The sequence below is a fragment of the Staphylococcus sp. HMSC36A10 genome (assembly GCF_001838845.1).
In the GTDB taxonomy this organism is placed as follows: Bacteria; Bacillota; Bacilli; order Staphylococcales; family Staphylococcaceae; genus Staphylococcus; species Staphylococcus aureus.
The window spans coordinates 37,428-51,972 of record NZ_KV839127.1; the positions used below are offsets into that span (position 1 = coordinate 37,428).

Annotated in this window: 11 protein-coding genes; 2 read left to right on the top strand and 9 right to left on the bottom strand. The window is 32.6% G+C overall.

The window, feature by feature from the left end; translation table 11 throughout:
• Positions 1-35 precede the first annotated feature (35 nt).
• From gltX to HMPREF3247_RS11970, 7 genes are all read right to left on the bottom strand, one after another.
• Complete coding sequence (gltX, locus tag HMPREF3247_RS11935; protein ID WP_001283792.1) at positions 36-1,490, bottom strand: glutamate--tRNA ligase; 1,455 nt, start codon at positions 1,488-1,490, stop codon at positions 36-38.
• Positions 1,491-2,046: 556 nt separating this feature from the next.
• Positions 2,047-3,120, bottom strand: a complete 1,074-nt coding sequence (locus HMPREF3247_RS11940; RefSeq protein ID WP_070866246.1) for a PIN/TRAM domain-containing protein — start codon at positions 3,118-3,120, stop codon at positions 2,047-2,049.
• 24 nt (positions 3,121-3,144) lie between these two features.
• Complete coding sequence (radA, locus tag HMPREF3247_RS11945) at positions 3,145-4,509, bottom strand: DNA repair protein RadA (RefSeq protein WP_001085219.1); 1,365 nt, start codon at positions 4,507-4,509, stop codon at positions 3,145-3,147.
• Positions 4,510-4,992: 483 nt separating this feature from the next.
• Positions 4,993-7,449, bottom strand: a complete 2,457-nt coding sequence (locus HMPREF3247_RS11955; protein ID WP_000897132.1) for an ATP-dependent Clp protease ATP-binding subunit — start codon at positions 7,447-7,449, stop codon at positions 4,993-4,995.
• A 13-nt stretch (positions 7,450-7,462) separates the two neighbouring features.
• The gene (locus tag HMPREF3247_RS11960) at positions 7,463-8,470 is read right to left on the bottom strand and encodes a protein arginine kinase (protein WP_000149503.1); all 1,008 of its coding nucleotides are present in this window, start codon (positions 8,468-8,470) and stop codon (positions 7,463-7,465) included.
• The gene (locus tag HMPREF3247_RS11965) at positions 8,460-9,026 is read right to left on the bottom strand and encodes a UvrB/UvrC motif-containing protein (RefSeq protein ID WP_000882069.1); all 567 of its coding nucleotides are present in this window, start codon (positions 9,024-9,026) and stop codon (positions 8,460-8,462) included. Before HMPREF3247_RS11965 ends, HMPREF3247_RS11960 begins: the two co-directional genes overlap by 11 nt.
• Positions 9,027-9,044: 18 nt before the next feature.
• Positions 9,045-9,506, bottom strand: coding sequence for a CtsR family transcriptional regulator (locus tag HMPREF3247_RS11970; RefSeq protein WP_000551762.1), 462 nt, complete (start codon positions 9,504-9,506; stop codon positions 9,045-9,047).
• A 157-nt stretch (positions 9,507-9,663) separates the two neighbouring features.
• Here HMPREF3247_RS11970 and HMPREF3247_RS11975 point away from each other — a divergent pair, with 157 nt between their 5' ends.
• Complete coding sequence (locus HMPREF3247_RS11975; protein WP_000547794.1) at positions 9,664-10,878, top strand: NupC/NupG family nucleoside CNT transporter; 1,215 nt, start codon at positions 9,664-9,666, stop codon at positions 10,876-10,878.
• Between the two features lie 205 nt (positions 10,879-11,083).
• Here the strand turns inward: HMPREF3247_RS11975 and pdxT are convergent, their stop codons facing one another.
• Complete coding sequence (gene pdxT, locus HMPREF3247_RS11980; RefSeq protein ID WP_000690439.1) at positions 11,084-11,644, bottom strand: pyridoxal 5'-phosphate synthase glutaminase subunit PdxT; 561 nt, start codon at positions 11,642-11,644, stop codon at positions 11,084-11,086.
• A 3-nt stretch (positions 11,645-11,647) separates the two neighbouring features.
• Positions 11,648-12,535 carry a pyridoxal 5'-phosphate synthase lyase subunit PdxS gene (gene pdxS / locus HMPREF3247_RS11985; RefSeq protein ID WP_000034728.1) on the bottom strand — a complete coding sequence of 296 codons (888 nt, stop codon included), beginning with the start codon at positions 12,533-12,535 and terminating at the stop codon, positions 11,648-11,650.
• A 103-nt stretch (positions 12,536-12,638) separates the two neighbouring features.
• On the opposite strand from pdxS, the gene HMPREF3247_RS11990 reads away from it, so the two are divergent.
• On the top strand, positions 12,639-14,021 hold the full coding sequence (locus HMPREF3247_RS11990; RefSeq protein WP_000799248.1) for a MocR-like pyridoxine biosynthesis transcription factor PdxR: 1,383 nt from the start codon (positions 12,639-12,641) through the stop codon (positions 14,019-14,021).
• Positions 14,022-14,545: the final 524 nt, after the last annotated feature.

The following is a 14,545-nucleotide window of genomic DNA, read 5'->3' on the forward strand; positions in this document are numbered from 1 at the left end:
TTCAAGTATATACTACCTTGATCTTGTCTATTTCATTACTTATATTGTTTTAAACGGTTTAGCACTTTTTCTTTACCAAGTACTTCAATTGTATTTGGTAATTCAGGACCATGCATTTGGCCTGTTACAGCAACACGAATAGGCATAAATAATTGCTTGCCTTTTATTCCTGTTTCTTTTTGAACTTCTTTAATTGTCTTTTTAATTTCAGCCGCTTCAAATGGTTCAAGTGCTTCTAATTTACTGAATAAGTGCGTCATTAACTCTGGTACTTGCTCTCCATTAATCACTTGTTGTTCTTCTTCACCAAGAGCTGGCATTTCTTTAAAGAACATTTCTGATAAAGGTACAATTTCACCGGCATAACTCATTTCTTTTTGATAAAGCGCAATTAATTTGCGTCCCCAAGATAAATCCTCTTCTGACGGCACCTCAGGAATCAAATTTGCTTTAATTAAATGAGGTAATGCTAATTGGAATACTGTTTCAGTATCTTTTTGTTTCATATATTGGTTATTAACCCATGCTAATTTTTGCTTATCGAAAAATGCTGGTGATTTTGACAAACGCTTTTCATCAAAGATTTTGATAAATTCTTCTTTAGAAAAGATTTCTTCTTCACCTTCAGGAGACCAACCTAATAACGCAATAAAATTAAATAACGCTTCAGGTAAATAACCTAAGTCACGATATTGCTCAATAAATTGTAAAATTTGCCCATCACGTTTACTTAACTTTTTACGTTCTTCATTAACAATTAATGACATATGACCAAAACGAGGTGGCTCCCAGCCAAATGCTTCATAAATCATAATTTGTTTAGGCGTGTTTGAAATATGATCATCACCACGAATTACATCTGAAATTTGCATGTAATGATCATCTATAGCTACTGCAAAATTGTACGTTGGAATGCCATCTTTTTTTACGATAACCCAGTCACCAATACCATTTGAATCAAATGAAATATTTCCTTTTACCATATCATCAAATGAATACGTTTGGTTTTGAGGTACTCGGAAACGAATTGATGGTTGGCGTCCTTCTGCTTCAAATTGTTGACGTTGTTCTTCAGTCAAATGCGCATGTTGTCCACCATAGCGAGGCATTTCACCACGAGCGATTTGTGCTTCACGTTCAGCTTCTAATTCTTCTTCTGTCATATAGCATTTATATGCTTTATCTTCTGCTAGTAACTGATCTATTAATGGTTGGTAGATATGTTGACGTTCAGATTGACGATATGGTCCGTAGCCATTGTCTTTATCTACAGACTCATCCCAATCTAATCCTAACCATTTAAGATTATCAAATTGTGATGTTTCTCCATCTTCTAAATTACGTTTTTTATCAGTATCTTCAATTCGAATCACAAAATCTCCGTTGTAATGTTTAGCATACAAGTAATTGAATAATGCTGTTCTTGCATTACCAATATGAAGATAACCAGTTGGACTTGGTGCATATCTTACTCTTATACGATCGCTCATTTTTTTCACTCCTAAATTAAATATCAGATTTTCAAGTTAGTTCATATAAATTGTTCATTTGCTATCTTCGACCGTCATAACAAATGTCTAACTCGTCTTATTGTTAAAACGAAACAATGCTTTTTAACATGACCTTAAAATAATTTCATTGTTTAATCATAACATAATTCCCTGGGTAATATGCTTAAATTTTAAATAGAAAGCAGTTGTTTTTTCAACACTTTAAAAAAGCTATCCCTAAGAATCAAGACTGCACTACATAAACATTTCAACGACTTAAAAATGAATATTATGTACTGTGAAATTAAACTTCAAATTAACTATTCAAATACGTTAAAATTGATTCTAATTTTGTATGTCTTGATTGCTATAAGAATAACTTTATTAATATCTAAAATTTAACACTTAATGAACTTGTTTCAATGATATATTAGCACTATTTGCATTTTTTGATAACTGATATGTTTTGCATTTATTTATAGTTATACTTCAAATTACAAACTTCGCCATTTCATATACCTTTTAATATCTATTTTGTTTTCGTCAACTACAGTTTTTATAATGATACTGTATCTTCGATTTTTTTAGCAAAAACAATTCTTCCTGAAGATGTTTGCAATAAGCTGACTACTTCTAAATTGACATGACTGCCAATAAGATTTTTAGCATTATCAACAACCACCATCGTACCATCATCTAGATATCCTACTGCCTGACCAGGCTCCTTACCCATTTTTGTCAGTAAAATATGCAGTTGATCACCTTGATGTACATTAGGTTTGATTGCTTCTGATAAATCATTAACATTTAATGCTTTAATACCATGTACATGACAAACTTTATTTAGGTTGAAATCTGTCGTTATAATACTTGCATGATATTGTTTTGCTAGTTTTAATAACATCGTATCAATATCACTATGTGTTTTAGTTGGATGTATAACCTTTGTAGGATAGTCTAAATCATACAATTCATTTAAAATATCTAAGCCTCTTTTACCCTTTTCACGTTTAACACTGTCATTTGAATCTGCAACAATTTGTAATTCATTAATAACACCTTGTGGAATTAAAATATTGCCATCGATAAAACCGCAACGAATGACTTCTAAAATACGACCATCAATAATTGCGCTTGTGTCGATAATTTTTGGCGTAGCACTTTTAGTATGTTGTGACATGGAACGCACTATATTCTCAGGTAAAAACATTAACATTTCATCTCGTTTTTTAAGGCCAAATTGGAAACCGAAATAACATAGTAATATCGTAATTATGACAGGAATGAAATGATTAAAAATAGAGTTACCAATTGATTCTAATATAAACGACACCATAACAGAAATAAGTAATCCGATTATTAAACCTATTGTTGCGAATAGTATTTCAACAGCACTTCTACGCATAATAAAATGTTCTAAACCTTTTATAGCGTTAGTAACTCGTCTAATAAATACACCAAAAATTAAGAACATAAAAATACTACCGATAATGCCATCTACATAGTGATTTTTTAAAAAGCTGGAGTTTTGTAATCCAAGATCATTTGCAATTTCAGGAATAATAATTATTCCTAATGCGCTCCCAATAATTAAGTAAATAATAATAACCATTAGTTTAACGATATTCACACAATGTCCTCCTTTCTTGATATTTTATGAATGAAGAGCAAATGACAATGCTTCATGTACAGTAGTTACACCTATTACTTGTATACCTTCAGGATATGTCCATCCGCCTATATTATTTTTAGGAATAATTACACGTTTGAAACCTAGTTTTGCAGCCTCTTGCACGCGTTGTTCTATCCGAGATACACGACGTACCTCACCCGTTAAACCAACTTCTCCAATATAGCAATCTAATCCGTCGACAGCTTTATCTTTAAAGCTAGATGCAGTTGCTACAATTACACTTAAATCAACTGCTGGCTCCGTTAACTTTACACCGCCAGCTACTTTGATATAAGCATCTTGTTGTTGTAATAGATAATTTTCTTTCTTTTCCAAAACAGCCATCAACAAACTTAATCGATTATGATCAATCCCTGTTGCCATTCGTCTCGGATTGTTAAAAGTCGTTGGAGTTACCAGCGCTTGAACTTCTATTAAAAGTGGTCTGGTTCCCTCCATGGTTGCAACAATTGTTGAACCTGGAACATTTGTTGAACGTTCTTCTAAAAACATTTCAGATGGATTATTTACACCTTTTAATCCACTTTGCTTCATTTCGAAGATTCCCATTTCATTCGTTGAACCAAAACGGTTTTTAACAGCTCGCAAAATTCGATATGCGTGGTGTTCATCGCCTTCAAAATAAAGCACAGTATCAACCATGTGTTCTAGCAATCTTGGGCCAGCAATTTGACCTTCTTTCGTTACATGACCCACTATAAAAGTTGCAATGTTCATTTGTTTAGCAATATTCATTAAACTTTGTGTACTTTCACGAACTTGTGAAACAGAACCTGGCGCAGAGCTGATTTCAGGATGATATATTGTTTGAATCGAATCCACTACTAATAAATCAGGTTGTTCTTCTTTTACTGTTTGATAAATAACTTCAAGATCTGTTTCAGCTAATACTTGCAATTCACTTGAATCTTCATCTAATCGCTCTGCACGTAATTTAGTCTGACTAAGCGATTCTTCTCCAGTAATATATAGTACTTTTTTCTTTTGAGATAACGATGCACAAATTTGTAAAAGTAACGTTGACTTACCAATACCTGGATCCCCACCAATAAGTACTAACGATCCGCTCACAATACCTCCACCTAATACACGGTTGAATTCTGCTGAATCTGTTAACACTCTCGGCGTTGTTTCATGTTTAATACTATTTAATTTTTGTACTTTACCTGCTAATTCCTTGGTTTTAACTCCATGTTTAGGATTGGCTGCTTTTTCAACAATTTCCTCCATTTGATTCCAAGCGCCACAATTAGGACATTTCCCCATCCATTTAGGAGATTGATAACCACAAGCCATACATTCAAAAATCACTTTTTTCTTGGCCAAAATTGCACCTCCACTTTCCTTTGAACAAATCTATTTTAAACGCACATTCCCATTATGACAAATTAAATGTGAGTTACATTTGTTTGTATTTTAACATGACTACTAACGCAAACTGTTTTACCAGATTTATTTTTTATGAATATTATAAAATAAACTTACATCATGTTGATAGTCGGTATCTTTCAAAGATAAAATCTTAATAATTTCTTAGTAAACTCTTTTCTCTAGATTTATCACAATATTATATAGACCTATTTTATTTTGACGTAAGTTGCTAGTATCTTCAAACAAAAAACCTTTATAAAAATTCATACCTTTATGCTATCGCTGTAGGCTCATTAACTTGTTACATATAATTCTTAACTATCCTTTGATGATTGTTTTATAGATTGTTTCGTTGATGGATACTTTCACGAATTTCTATAGTTCAATGCTACTAAAAAAACAGCCCAAAACTTTAATTTGTTTTGGACTGTTTTATAATTATGCTTGCGATGGTGTTTTAGTTTCTGAAGTTTGTTCAGCAATGTCATATTTAAACTCTTTACCATCATGATCTACTGTAACTTTCTTACCTTCAATTTGATTACCATCTAATATTAATTCACTTAAATTATCTTCGATAGTTTTTTGTATCGCTCTAATTAATGGTCTTGCACCATATTCTGGATCATATCCTTCTTCTGCGATTTTGTCTTTCGCTTTATCAGTAACAATAATATTTATGTTTTGTTCAGATAATCGATTTGTTAATTTATTAACCATCATTGTTACAATTTCTTTTAATTCTTCTTTTGTTAGTTTATGGAATACAATGATATCATCTACACGGTTTAAAAATTCTGGACGGAATGAATTTTTTAATTCTTTTAACATCGTTTTTCGAATTGTTTCATAATCTTGTCCATCACTTGAACCACCGAATCCAGCAAATCGTTGATCTTGTAATTCTTGTGCCCCAACGTTTGATGTCATTATGATAATTGTATTTCTGAAATCAACTGTACGTCCTTTTGTATCTGTCAAATGTCCATCATCTAAAACTTGTAATAGAATATTAAATACATCTGGATGAGCTTTTTCAATTTCATCAAATAAAATTACAGAATATGGTTTACGTCTAACTTTTTCAGTTAATTGTCCACCATCATCATGACCAACATATCCTGGAGGAGCACCAACTAATCGGCTCACTGCGTGTTTTTCCATAAATTCACTCATGTCTACACGGATCATCGCATCATCATCGCCAAACATTGATTCAGCTAAAGCTCTAGCTAATTCAGTTTTACCAACACCAGTTGGTCCAAGGAAGATAAAGCTACCAATTGGTCGTTTAGGATCTTTTAACCCTGCACGGGCACGTCTAACCGCTTTACTGATTGAATTAACAGCATCTTTTTGCCCAATAACTCTCTCATGTAATGTATCTTCTAGACTAAGAAGTTTTTCAGATTCTGTTTCATTGATTTTAGTTAATGGGATACCTGTCCATCCTGCAATAACTTCAGCAATATCTTCTTCTGACAATGAAGTTGACATGCCATTTTGTGCATTCTTCCATTCATTTTTAGCTTCTTCATATTGCTTTTCAAGTTTTGTTTGTTTATCACGCAGGTTAGCAGCATTTTCAAACTCTTGAGCATGTACTGCAGCATCTTTTTCATTTTTAACTTTTTCAATTTCTTGTTCAATTTCTTTTAAATTATTAGGTGTCGTATGACTCTTAAGTCTTACTTTAGAACTTGCTTCATCAATTAAATCAATTGCTTTATCTGGTAAGAAACGATCTGAAACGTATCTGTTACTTAATTTAACAGCTGCTTCAATAGCTTCGTCTGAAATATTAATACGATGGTGTGCTTCGTAACGATCTCTTAATCCTTTTAAAATAGCAACTGTATCTACTACTGAAGGTTCATCAACTTGTACAGGTTGGAAACGACGTTCTAAAGCCGCGTCTTTTTCAATATTTTTGCGATATTCATCTAATGTAGTAGCACCAATACATTGTAATTCACCACGTGCTAATGCCGGTTTCAAAATATTCGAAGCATCGATAGCACCTTCAGCACCACCAGCACCAACTAAAGTATGCAACTCATCAATAAATAGGATGACATTACCTGCTTGTTGGATTTCTTCCATAACCTTTTTCAGACGCTCTTCAAATTCACCACGATATTTAGTACCTGCAACTACTGTTCCCATATCTAAAGACATAACACGCTTATCTTTTAATGTCTCTGGTACCTCATTATTCACTATGGCTTGCGCTAAACCTTCAGCAATAGCAGTTTTACCAACACCTGGCTCTCCAATAAGTACAGGATTGTTTTTCGTACGTCTACTTAATACTTCAATTACACGTGTAATTTCTTTATCACGTCCTATAACAGGATCTAATGTACCGTCTTTGGCAATGACTGTTAAGTCACGAGCTAAACTATCTAAAGTTGGAGTATTATTTGACTTACTAGCTTGTGCATTTTTATTACTCATTTCAGGGTTTCCTAAAGCTTTCACAACTTGTGCACGTGCTTTAGTAATATTTAAATCTAGATTTGCAAAAACTCTTGCTGCAACACCTTCATTTTCACGAATCAAGCCTAATAAAATATGTTCCGTTCCAACAAAATTGTGATGTAATTTTCTAGCTTCATCCATCGATAATTCAATAACTTTTTTAGCTCTAGGTGTATAATGCAATGTACCAACATGATCTTGACCATGTCCGATTAATTTTTCAACTTCTTCAATTACTTTATCTTCAGTGATATTAAAACTTTCTAATACTTTTGCAGCAATTCCTTCAGGTTCTTTCATTAATCCCAATAATAGGTGTTCTGTTCCTATATTTGAATGATTTAAACGAATTGCTTCTTCTTGTGCATGTGCTAATACGCGCTGTGCACGCTCAGTTAATCTACCAAATAACATAAATAATGACCTCCTACTTTATATGTTCTCTTAGTATATCTGCTCGTTTTTCTTTTACAGATTTGTCATCTTCTTCATCTAATAAAAATGGTGACTGTATAGCTACCATCAATTCATTAAATTTAAAGTTTTGTAATTCAATGTAATTTAAATCTATACCAAGTTTAACTTCGCTTAATCTATAAGAAGCCTCTTCCATAGTTATCATTCTACAGTTTTGTAAAATACCTAGCGAGCGAAAAACACGGTCTTGTGTTTCTAATTGATTATAAGTGTCTAACTTTTGTCGTATTTGTTTTTCTTCATGAATGATTTGATTAACAACTTCTGTTAATGTTTCTATGATTTCTAACTCAGATTTACCAAGTGTAAGTTGGTTGGATACTTGATAAGTATGTCCATAAACTTGCGAACCTTCACCGTAAATACCTCTGATTGTATATCCAAAACGATTAATGGTTTGAGCAATCCGTGTCATTCTTTTCATAATAGATAGACCTGGTAAATGTAGCATCACGCTTGCTCTCATACCAGTACCTATATTGGTAGGACATGTAGTTAAATAACCAAGTTGTTCATCATAACTTATATCAAGGCTTCGATCTAATTCATCATCAATTGATGAAGCTTGATTATATAAAGCCTGTAATGTCGTGTCAGTTCCCATAGCTTGAATACGAATATGGTCCTCTTCATTTATCATGACACTTAAAGATTCATCATCATTCACTAATACTGCGGCTGCTGGTTGTTTTATTAGTTCAGGACTAATCAAATGCTTTGCAACCATTTTCATTTTACTTTGTTGATCCATTTGATCAAGACGCATTAATTCAAAATTTGGCAAGGCATCTTGTACCTCATTTATAACTCTAAATCCATCATTTTCAGTAGCATACATTAGTGGATGCACATGATTTTCTAAATTACGCGCTAACCGAATTCTAGAAGACATAACAATTGGTGTTTCTTCATTACTTTTCATCCATTGGCTGATATTATCATGAATATTATGCGTCATCATGTTGCACCTCACTCTCAGCTTTTAGTGCTTTAATTTCATCTCTAACAATGGCTGCTTCCTCAAAATCTTGGATTTCAATAAGTTTTTTCAAATATTCATTCTTTTCTTCGATTTTTCGCTTTAAAGCTATCTTTTTATGTGAAGAATGTGGTGTCTTTCCAACGTGCTCAAATTGTCCACCTTGAACTCTGCGGACGATATCAATGATGTCATCTTTAAATGTTGCATAACAATTAGCACACCCAAATTTACCAACATGTGCAATATCTTTCAAAGTCATATGACATGATGGGCAACGTTTTTCTTCTTTAAACGCTACTTCTTGAAAATTAATGCCATGTTTCGTAGCTAAATGTTGTAAAATTTGCTTAACAACAAATGCTTCTTCGAAATTATCTTGATGTTCTTGATATTCAGGTTGTTCATTAGCTTGATTCCACGGATGGTGCCCCTCAGCACAAGTTTGACACACCATTTTTTCTTCTGTTTTATTTTTACTTGTAACTTTAACTTTTAATTCCGCTTCATTAAGTTGACAATTTTCACAAAGCACTTCAACACCTCATTTCATTTAGTAATAATTTATAACTGGTAACAAACGTTTTAAAATATTTGCTCTAATAATATCTCTAGAAACCATATCCATTGATAGCGTTTCTCTATCAATAACTGCTTGAATCATTTTAGCTTCACGTTCATTTATTAACATTTTATCTAAAAGCCCATCAATAATATAATAAGCTTGTTGTTGAGAAATAGAAGGTCCAATCAGCTGAAGCAAATGATTAATATAACCTGTTGCATCTTTATTTTCAATTTTAGTGATTCGGATGTAACCACCACCACCACGTTTACTTTCGATTTCATAACCATGTTCATTAGTGAATCGTGTTTTGATTACATAATTTAATTGTGATGGTACACAATCAAAACGCTGTGCGATATTCGCTCTCTGAATTTCAACGACATCTTCATTCGACTCTTCAAATAAACGTTTGATGTATTGTTCTATGATGTCAGACATATTGTGCATGTATATCACCTCTTTTTGACCTTCTTTGACTATATTATATGACCTATTTTGACCTTTTTCAATTAATTTGTTTTTATATTTTCAAAAATTTATGATGTTAGCCCTTCCATTTTATTGTATGATAGATTGTAGAAAAAACTAAAGGAATGAGAAATATATGCATATTCTAATTGGGATTATCGGAATTATCTTCTTTTTAGCACTTGCGTTTCTATTTAGCTCAGACAGGAAAAATATTCGCTGGAAATATGTAGGAATTTTACTTGCAATTCAGCTTATCTTTGCATTTATCTTGCTTAAAACTACAATGGGAATCAAGGTTATTGGTGGTATTTCAAACGGTTTTAACTACTTATTATTAAAAGCAGCAGATGGTGTTAACTTTGTATTCGGTGGTATTCAATATATCGATCCTAAGCAACCACCATTCTTCTTCAGTGTATTATTACCTATCGTATTTATTTCAGCGATTATCGGTATCCTTCAATACACAAAGATTTTACCTTTAATCATTAATGTTTTAGGATTCTTAATTTCTAAAATTAATGGTATGGGACGTTTAGAATCATACAATGCAGTTGCTGCAGCAATTTTGGGACAATCTGAAGTATTTATTTCAATTAAAAAACAATTACCATACATACCTAAGCAACGTTTATACACATTAACAGCTTCAGCAATGTCGACTGTTTCTGCTTCAATTATCGGTGCATACTTTACCTTAATTGAACCTAAATATGTTGTAACGGCTGTTGTCTTAAACTTATTTGGTGGTTTCATCATCGCTTCAATTATTAACCCTTATAAAGTTAATGAAGAAGATGACAAATTATTAGTTGAAGAAACTGAAGAAAGACAACAATCATTCTTCGAAATGCTAGGAGAATATATTTTAGATGGATTTAAAGTAGCTGTCATTGTAGGCGCAATGTTAATCGGATACATTGCTATTATCGCTCTATTAAATGGAATTGTAAGCAATATCTTTAGTACAGTTTCAGGTGGCGCTATTTCTTGGGATTTCCAAACATTAATTGGTTTTGTCTTTGCACCATTTGCATTCTTAGTCGGTGTGCCATGGCAAGATGCAGTTCAAGCCGGTTCAGTTATGGCGACAAAACTATTATCTAACGAATTTGTAGCAATGCAAGCACTTGGTAAACTTAGTGATTTATCTGAACACGCAAAAGGTGTTACATCTGTATTCTTAGTATCATTTGCTAACTTTAGCTCTATTGGTATTATTTCAGGTGCGATTAAATCACTTAATGACAAAAAAGGAGATACAGTTGCCCGCTTTGGTTTGAAACTATTATTCGGTGCAACACTAGTATCTTTCATTTCAGCTGCAATCGCTGGATTCTTTATTTAACAAATACATCAACATCGAATTAACCCCTTCAAAATTTTGACTATTCTCAGTCTCTTTGAAGGGTTTTTTTATGTATATCTTTATTTTTTATCATTTTTAATTTTGACATAAAAAAATAGCTCCTCCAAAGCTAAGTTTGAAGGAGATATTGTCTTCTCAACAAATCTATAAATATCAATAATTCGTTGATTTAGCATACATTAAGCTATGCTTTTTTTACAATATGATTAATAAAGTAATCAGTTACTCTATAGTCATCTGTTAATTCAGGATGGAATGATACGCCTAAATATTTACCTTGCTGGACGGCTACAATTTTCTCATTAACCTTACATAGGATATCTACGCCTTGGCCTACTTTTTCAATATGTGGCGCTCTTATAAAGACACCTTCAATATCTGTAGCGATACCTTTAATATCTAATTCTGTTTCAAAGCTGTCAACTTGTCTACCGAATGAGTTTCGTTGTACAGTAATATTCAACTTGTTAAGGTATCCTTCTTCACCAACTATATCTTGCGCTAGAACTATTAATCCTGCGCATGTACCAAACATAGGTAAAGTTGAATTTTGTAAAGCCTCTTTAAATCCATATAAATTCATTAATCGACGTAACGTTGTAGACTCGCCACCAGGTAATATTAAGCCCTCGATTTCTTCTAATTGTTCAACTTTTTTAACTGCAATACCTTCATGACCACTTAATTCAATATGTCTAATATGTTCACGTACTGCACCTTGTAATGCTAATACACCTATTTTCATATCTTACCAACCACGCTCTTGCATACGTTCTTCTAATGATAATTGATTGATATCTAAACCTTTCATAGCAGTGCCAAGTTCACTTGCTAATCTTCCAATTAGCTCATAGTCTTGGTAATGTGTTGTTGCTTGAACAATTGCTTTAGCAAATTTTTCTGGATCTTCTGATTTAAAAATACCTGATCCAACGAATACACCGTCGGCACCTAATTCCATCATTAAAGCAGCATCTTGAGGAGTCGCAACGCCACCAGCTGCAAAGTTAACTACCGGTAAACGACCATTGTCTTTAATTTGTTTTAAAATTTCATAAGGCGCACCGATATCTTTCGCAAAAGTCATAATCTCATCATCATTCATTACAGTCAATCGACTAACTTCTGAATTAACTTGTCTCATATGTCTTACAGCTTCAACAATATTACCTGTACCTGGTTCACCTTTAGTACGTAACATAGCAGCACCTTCACCAATTCTACGCGCAGCTTCACCTAAATTACGACATCCACATACAAATGGTACTGTAAATTGATCTTTTCTTAAGTGATATTCCTCATCTGCTGGTGTTAACACTTCTGATTCATCAATATAGTCAACACCCATCGCCTCTAATACTCTTGCTTCAGTGATATGACCAATACGTGCTTTAGCCATGACTGGAATAGAAACAGCATTCATTACTTCTTCTACAATTTTAGGGTTTGCCATACGTGCAACGCCACCAGCAGCTCTAATATCAGAAGGTACTCGTTCTAATGCCATAACTGCTACCGCGCCTGCTTCTTCTGCAATTCTTGCTTGCTCAGCATTAACGACATCCATAATAACGCCGCCTTTTTGCATTTCAGCCATACCTCTTTTGACTCTGTCTGATCCAATAATTTTACTCATTATACATAAAACCCCTTTTCAAGTTGATTAAATACATTGTAATGTATAAACTGATATTTAAAAAGGTACAAAATAAGATAAATTTAGGAGGTCAGTTATAAAATTGAAAAACACTTTATACCATCAACTTTATGAAAAATTAAAAAAACAAATAATTGAAGGTCAATTTAAAGAAGGCGATAAATTTTATTCTAAAAGACAATTAAGCAAACATTTATCTATCAGCCAAACAACCGTAGAGCATGCATATCAACTTCTATTAGACGAAGGTTACATTTATTCAAGACCTCGCTCTGGATATTTTGTGTCCGAAATTGAATCTTTAACAATTTTAAACAATCAACCTATCCCCTCTCTTTTTGATGATGATTCATATAAACCAAAAGCGAGTGATGAAGCTTATGATTATGCTTTTAATTTGGATGAAATAGATACGAAACATTTCCCTATAGAACTTTTCAGAAAGTATTCCAAAGATCTTTATGATACAAATCATTTAAATCAATTACGTAGAGGACATTTTCAAGGAGAATTACATTTAAGATTTCAACTGGCATTTTATTTATTTACTAATCGTGGTGTAATTTGTGATCCTAATCAAATTATAATTGGCTCATCTACCGAACAATTAGTAAATCAATTAGTCGATTTACTTTATACTTCAACATTTATTATCGAAAAACCTAGTTATCCACCAATCAAAAATATTTTAGATAAAAAACAAGTTGAATATGAACAAATTGAAGTTGAAGATAATGGAATAAACGTAGATGAAGTTATTAAATCACAAAAAAATATAGTATATATAACGCCTTCCCATCAATTTCCAACTGGATATGTGATGGACTTAAAAAAGCGAACTCAATTAATACAATGGGCTCAAGAAAAAGAAGAACGATTTATTATAGAAGATGATTATGATTCCGAGTTTAGATATTTCGGCAAACCCATTCCAGCAATTCAAGGTCTATATTCAAGAGGAGAAAAAGTGATTTATATCAGTACATTTTCAAAGTCTATTTTTCCTAGCTGTCGAGTTGCATATATGGTGTTACCCTATTCTATAATGAAAAAATATCATTCTCAAAATCACATTGAAGGCAACACTGTACCTGTTCATATGCAAAACCTTATTGCAACGTTTATATCTTCCGGTGGTTTTGAAAGGCATTTAAATAAAATGAGACGAATTTATCGTAGAAAACTAACCTATATTTTAAAAAGATTGAAACCTTACAAAGAGCAGCTTGATATTCAAGGTGCTGAAACGGGTATGCATTTTACAATTACAGTAAAAAATGGATTAACATTACAAGAGTGTCTTGATAGAGCAAACAAAGTAAAGTTAAAATTACAAGTTTATAATTTTGATGATGATCAAGACTATAAGAAAACCCCTAAATTTATATTAGGCTTTGGCGGTATAGACGATGATGCTTTAAAACCGCATGTAGACGCTCTAATAAAATCATTAATTATAAAGTAACACTTCTTTGATAAAAGTTAGTGTTACTTATGCAATAGCTTGTCTATTGTATAATAATTAATTTCCATTTTGTATTTCAATAAAGTATATAAAAGAGCAGTAAGATCATTTTCAATTAGATACCGTCTTACTGCTCTTCTCTATTTATACAATATTTTGTTTTCGATGATATCATTTTAAATTTATATAAACACAAAATTAAAGTTATACATACTTAGACAATCGAAAGTGTACATTATTAAATTATCATTTCTAAAATTCAATGCGGCTCATCGCATCCATTTTTTGCCTGGCAACGTTCTACTCTAGCGGAACGTAAGTTGGCTACCATCGTCGCTAAGAACCTTTCTTGACTTGTGACAATCGCTTGCTTCTTTCCTCTCCTTCGGCTCTCGCTTACTCATTTAGCTCTACTAAACTCGTTGCGCTCTTTTCTCGTTTCGTCAGATTCAAACGTTTTCACTTCGTCAAGCCATTTTCTTTGTGTTAACTTTTATTTTGACGTTTTAGACATAAAAAAAGAG

Bases quoted from the DNA above. Each gene is read 5' to 3' on its own strand.
- pdxT (WP_000690439.1), bottom strand. From the start codon at position 11,644: ATGAAAATAGGTGTATTAGCATTACAAGGTGCAGTACGTGAACATATT.
- HMPREF3247_RS11970 (WP_000551762.1), bottom strand. From the start codon at position 9,506: ATGCACAATATGTCTGACATCATAGAACAATACATCAAACGTTTATTT.
- gltX (WP_001283792.1), bottom strand. From the start codon at position 1,490: ATGAGCGATCGTATAAGAGTAAGATATGCACCAAGTCCAACTGGTTAT.
- HMPREF3247_RS11955 (WP_000897132.1), bottom strand. From the start codon at position 7,449: ATGTTATTTGGTAGATTAACTGAGCGTGCACAGCGCGTATTAGCACAT.
- HMPREF3247_RS11975 (WP_000547794.1), top strand. From the start codon at position 9,664: ATGCATATTCTAATTGGGATTATCGGAATTATCTTCTTTTTAGCACTT.
- pdxS (WP_000034728.1), bottom strand. From the start codon at position 12,535: ATGAGTAAAATTATTGGATCAGACAGAGTCAAAAGAGGTATGGCTGAA.
- HMPREF3247_RS11960 (WP_000149503.1), bottom strand. From the start codon at position 8,470: ATGACGCATAATATTCATGATAATATCAGCCAATGGATGAAAAGTAAT.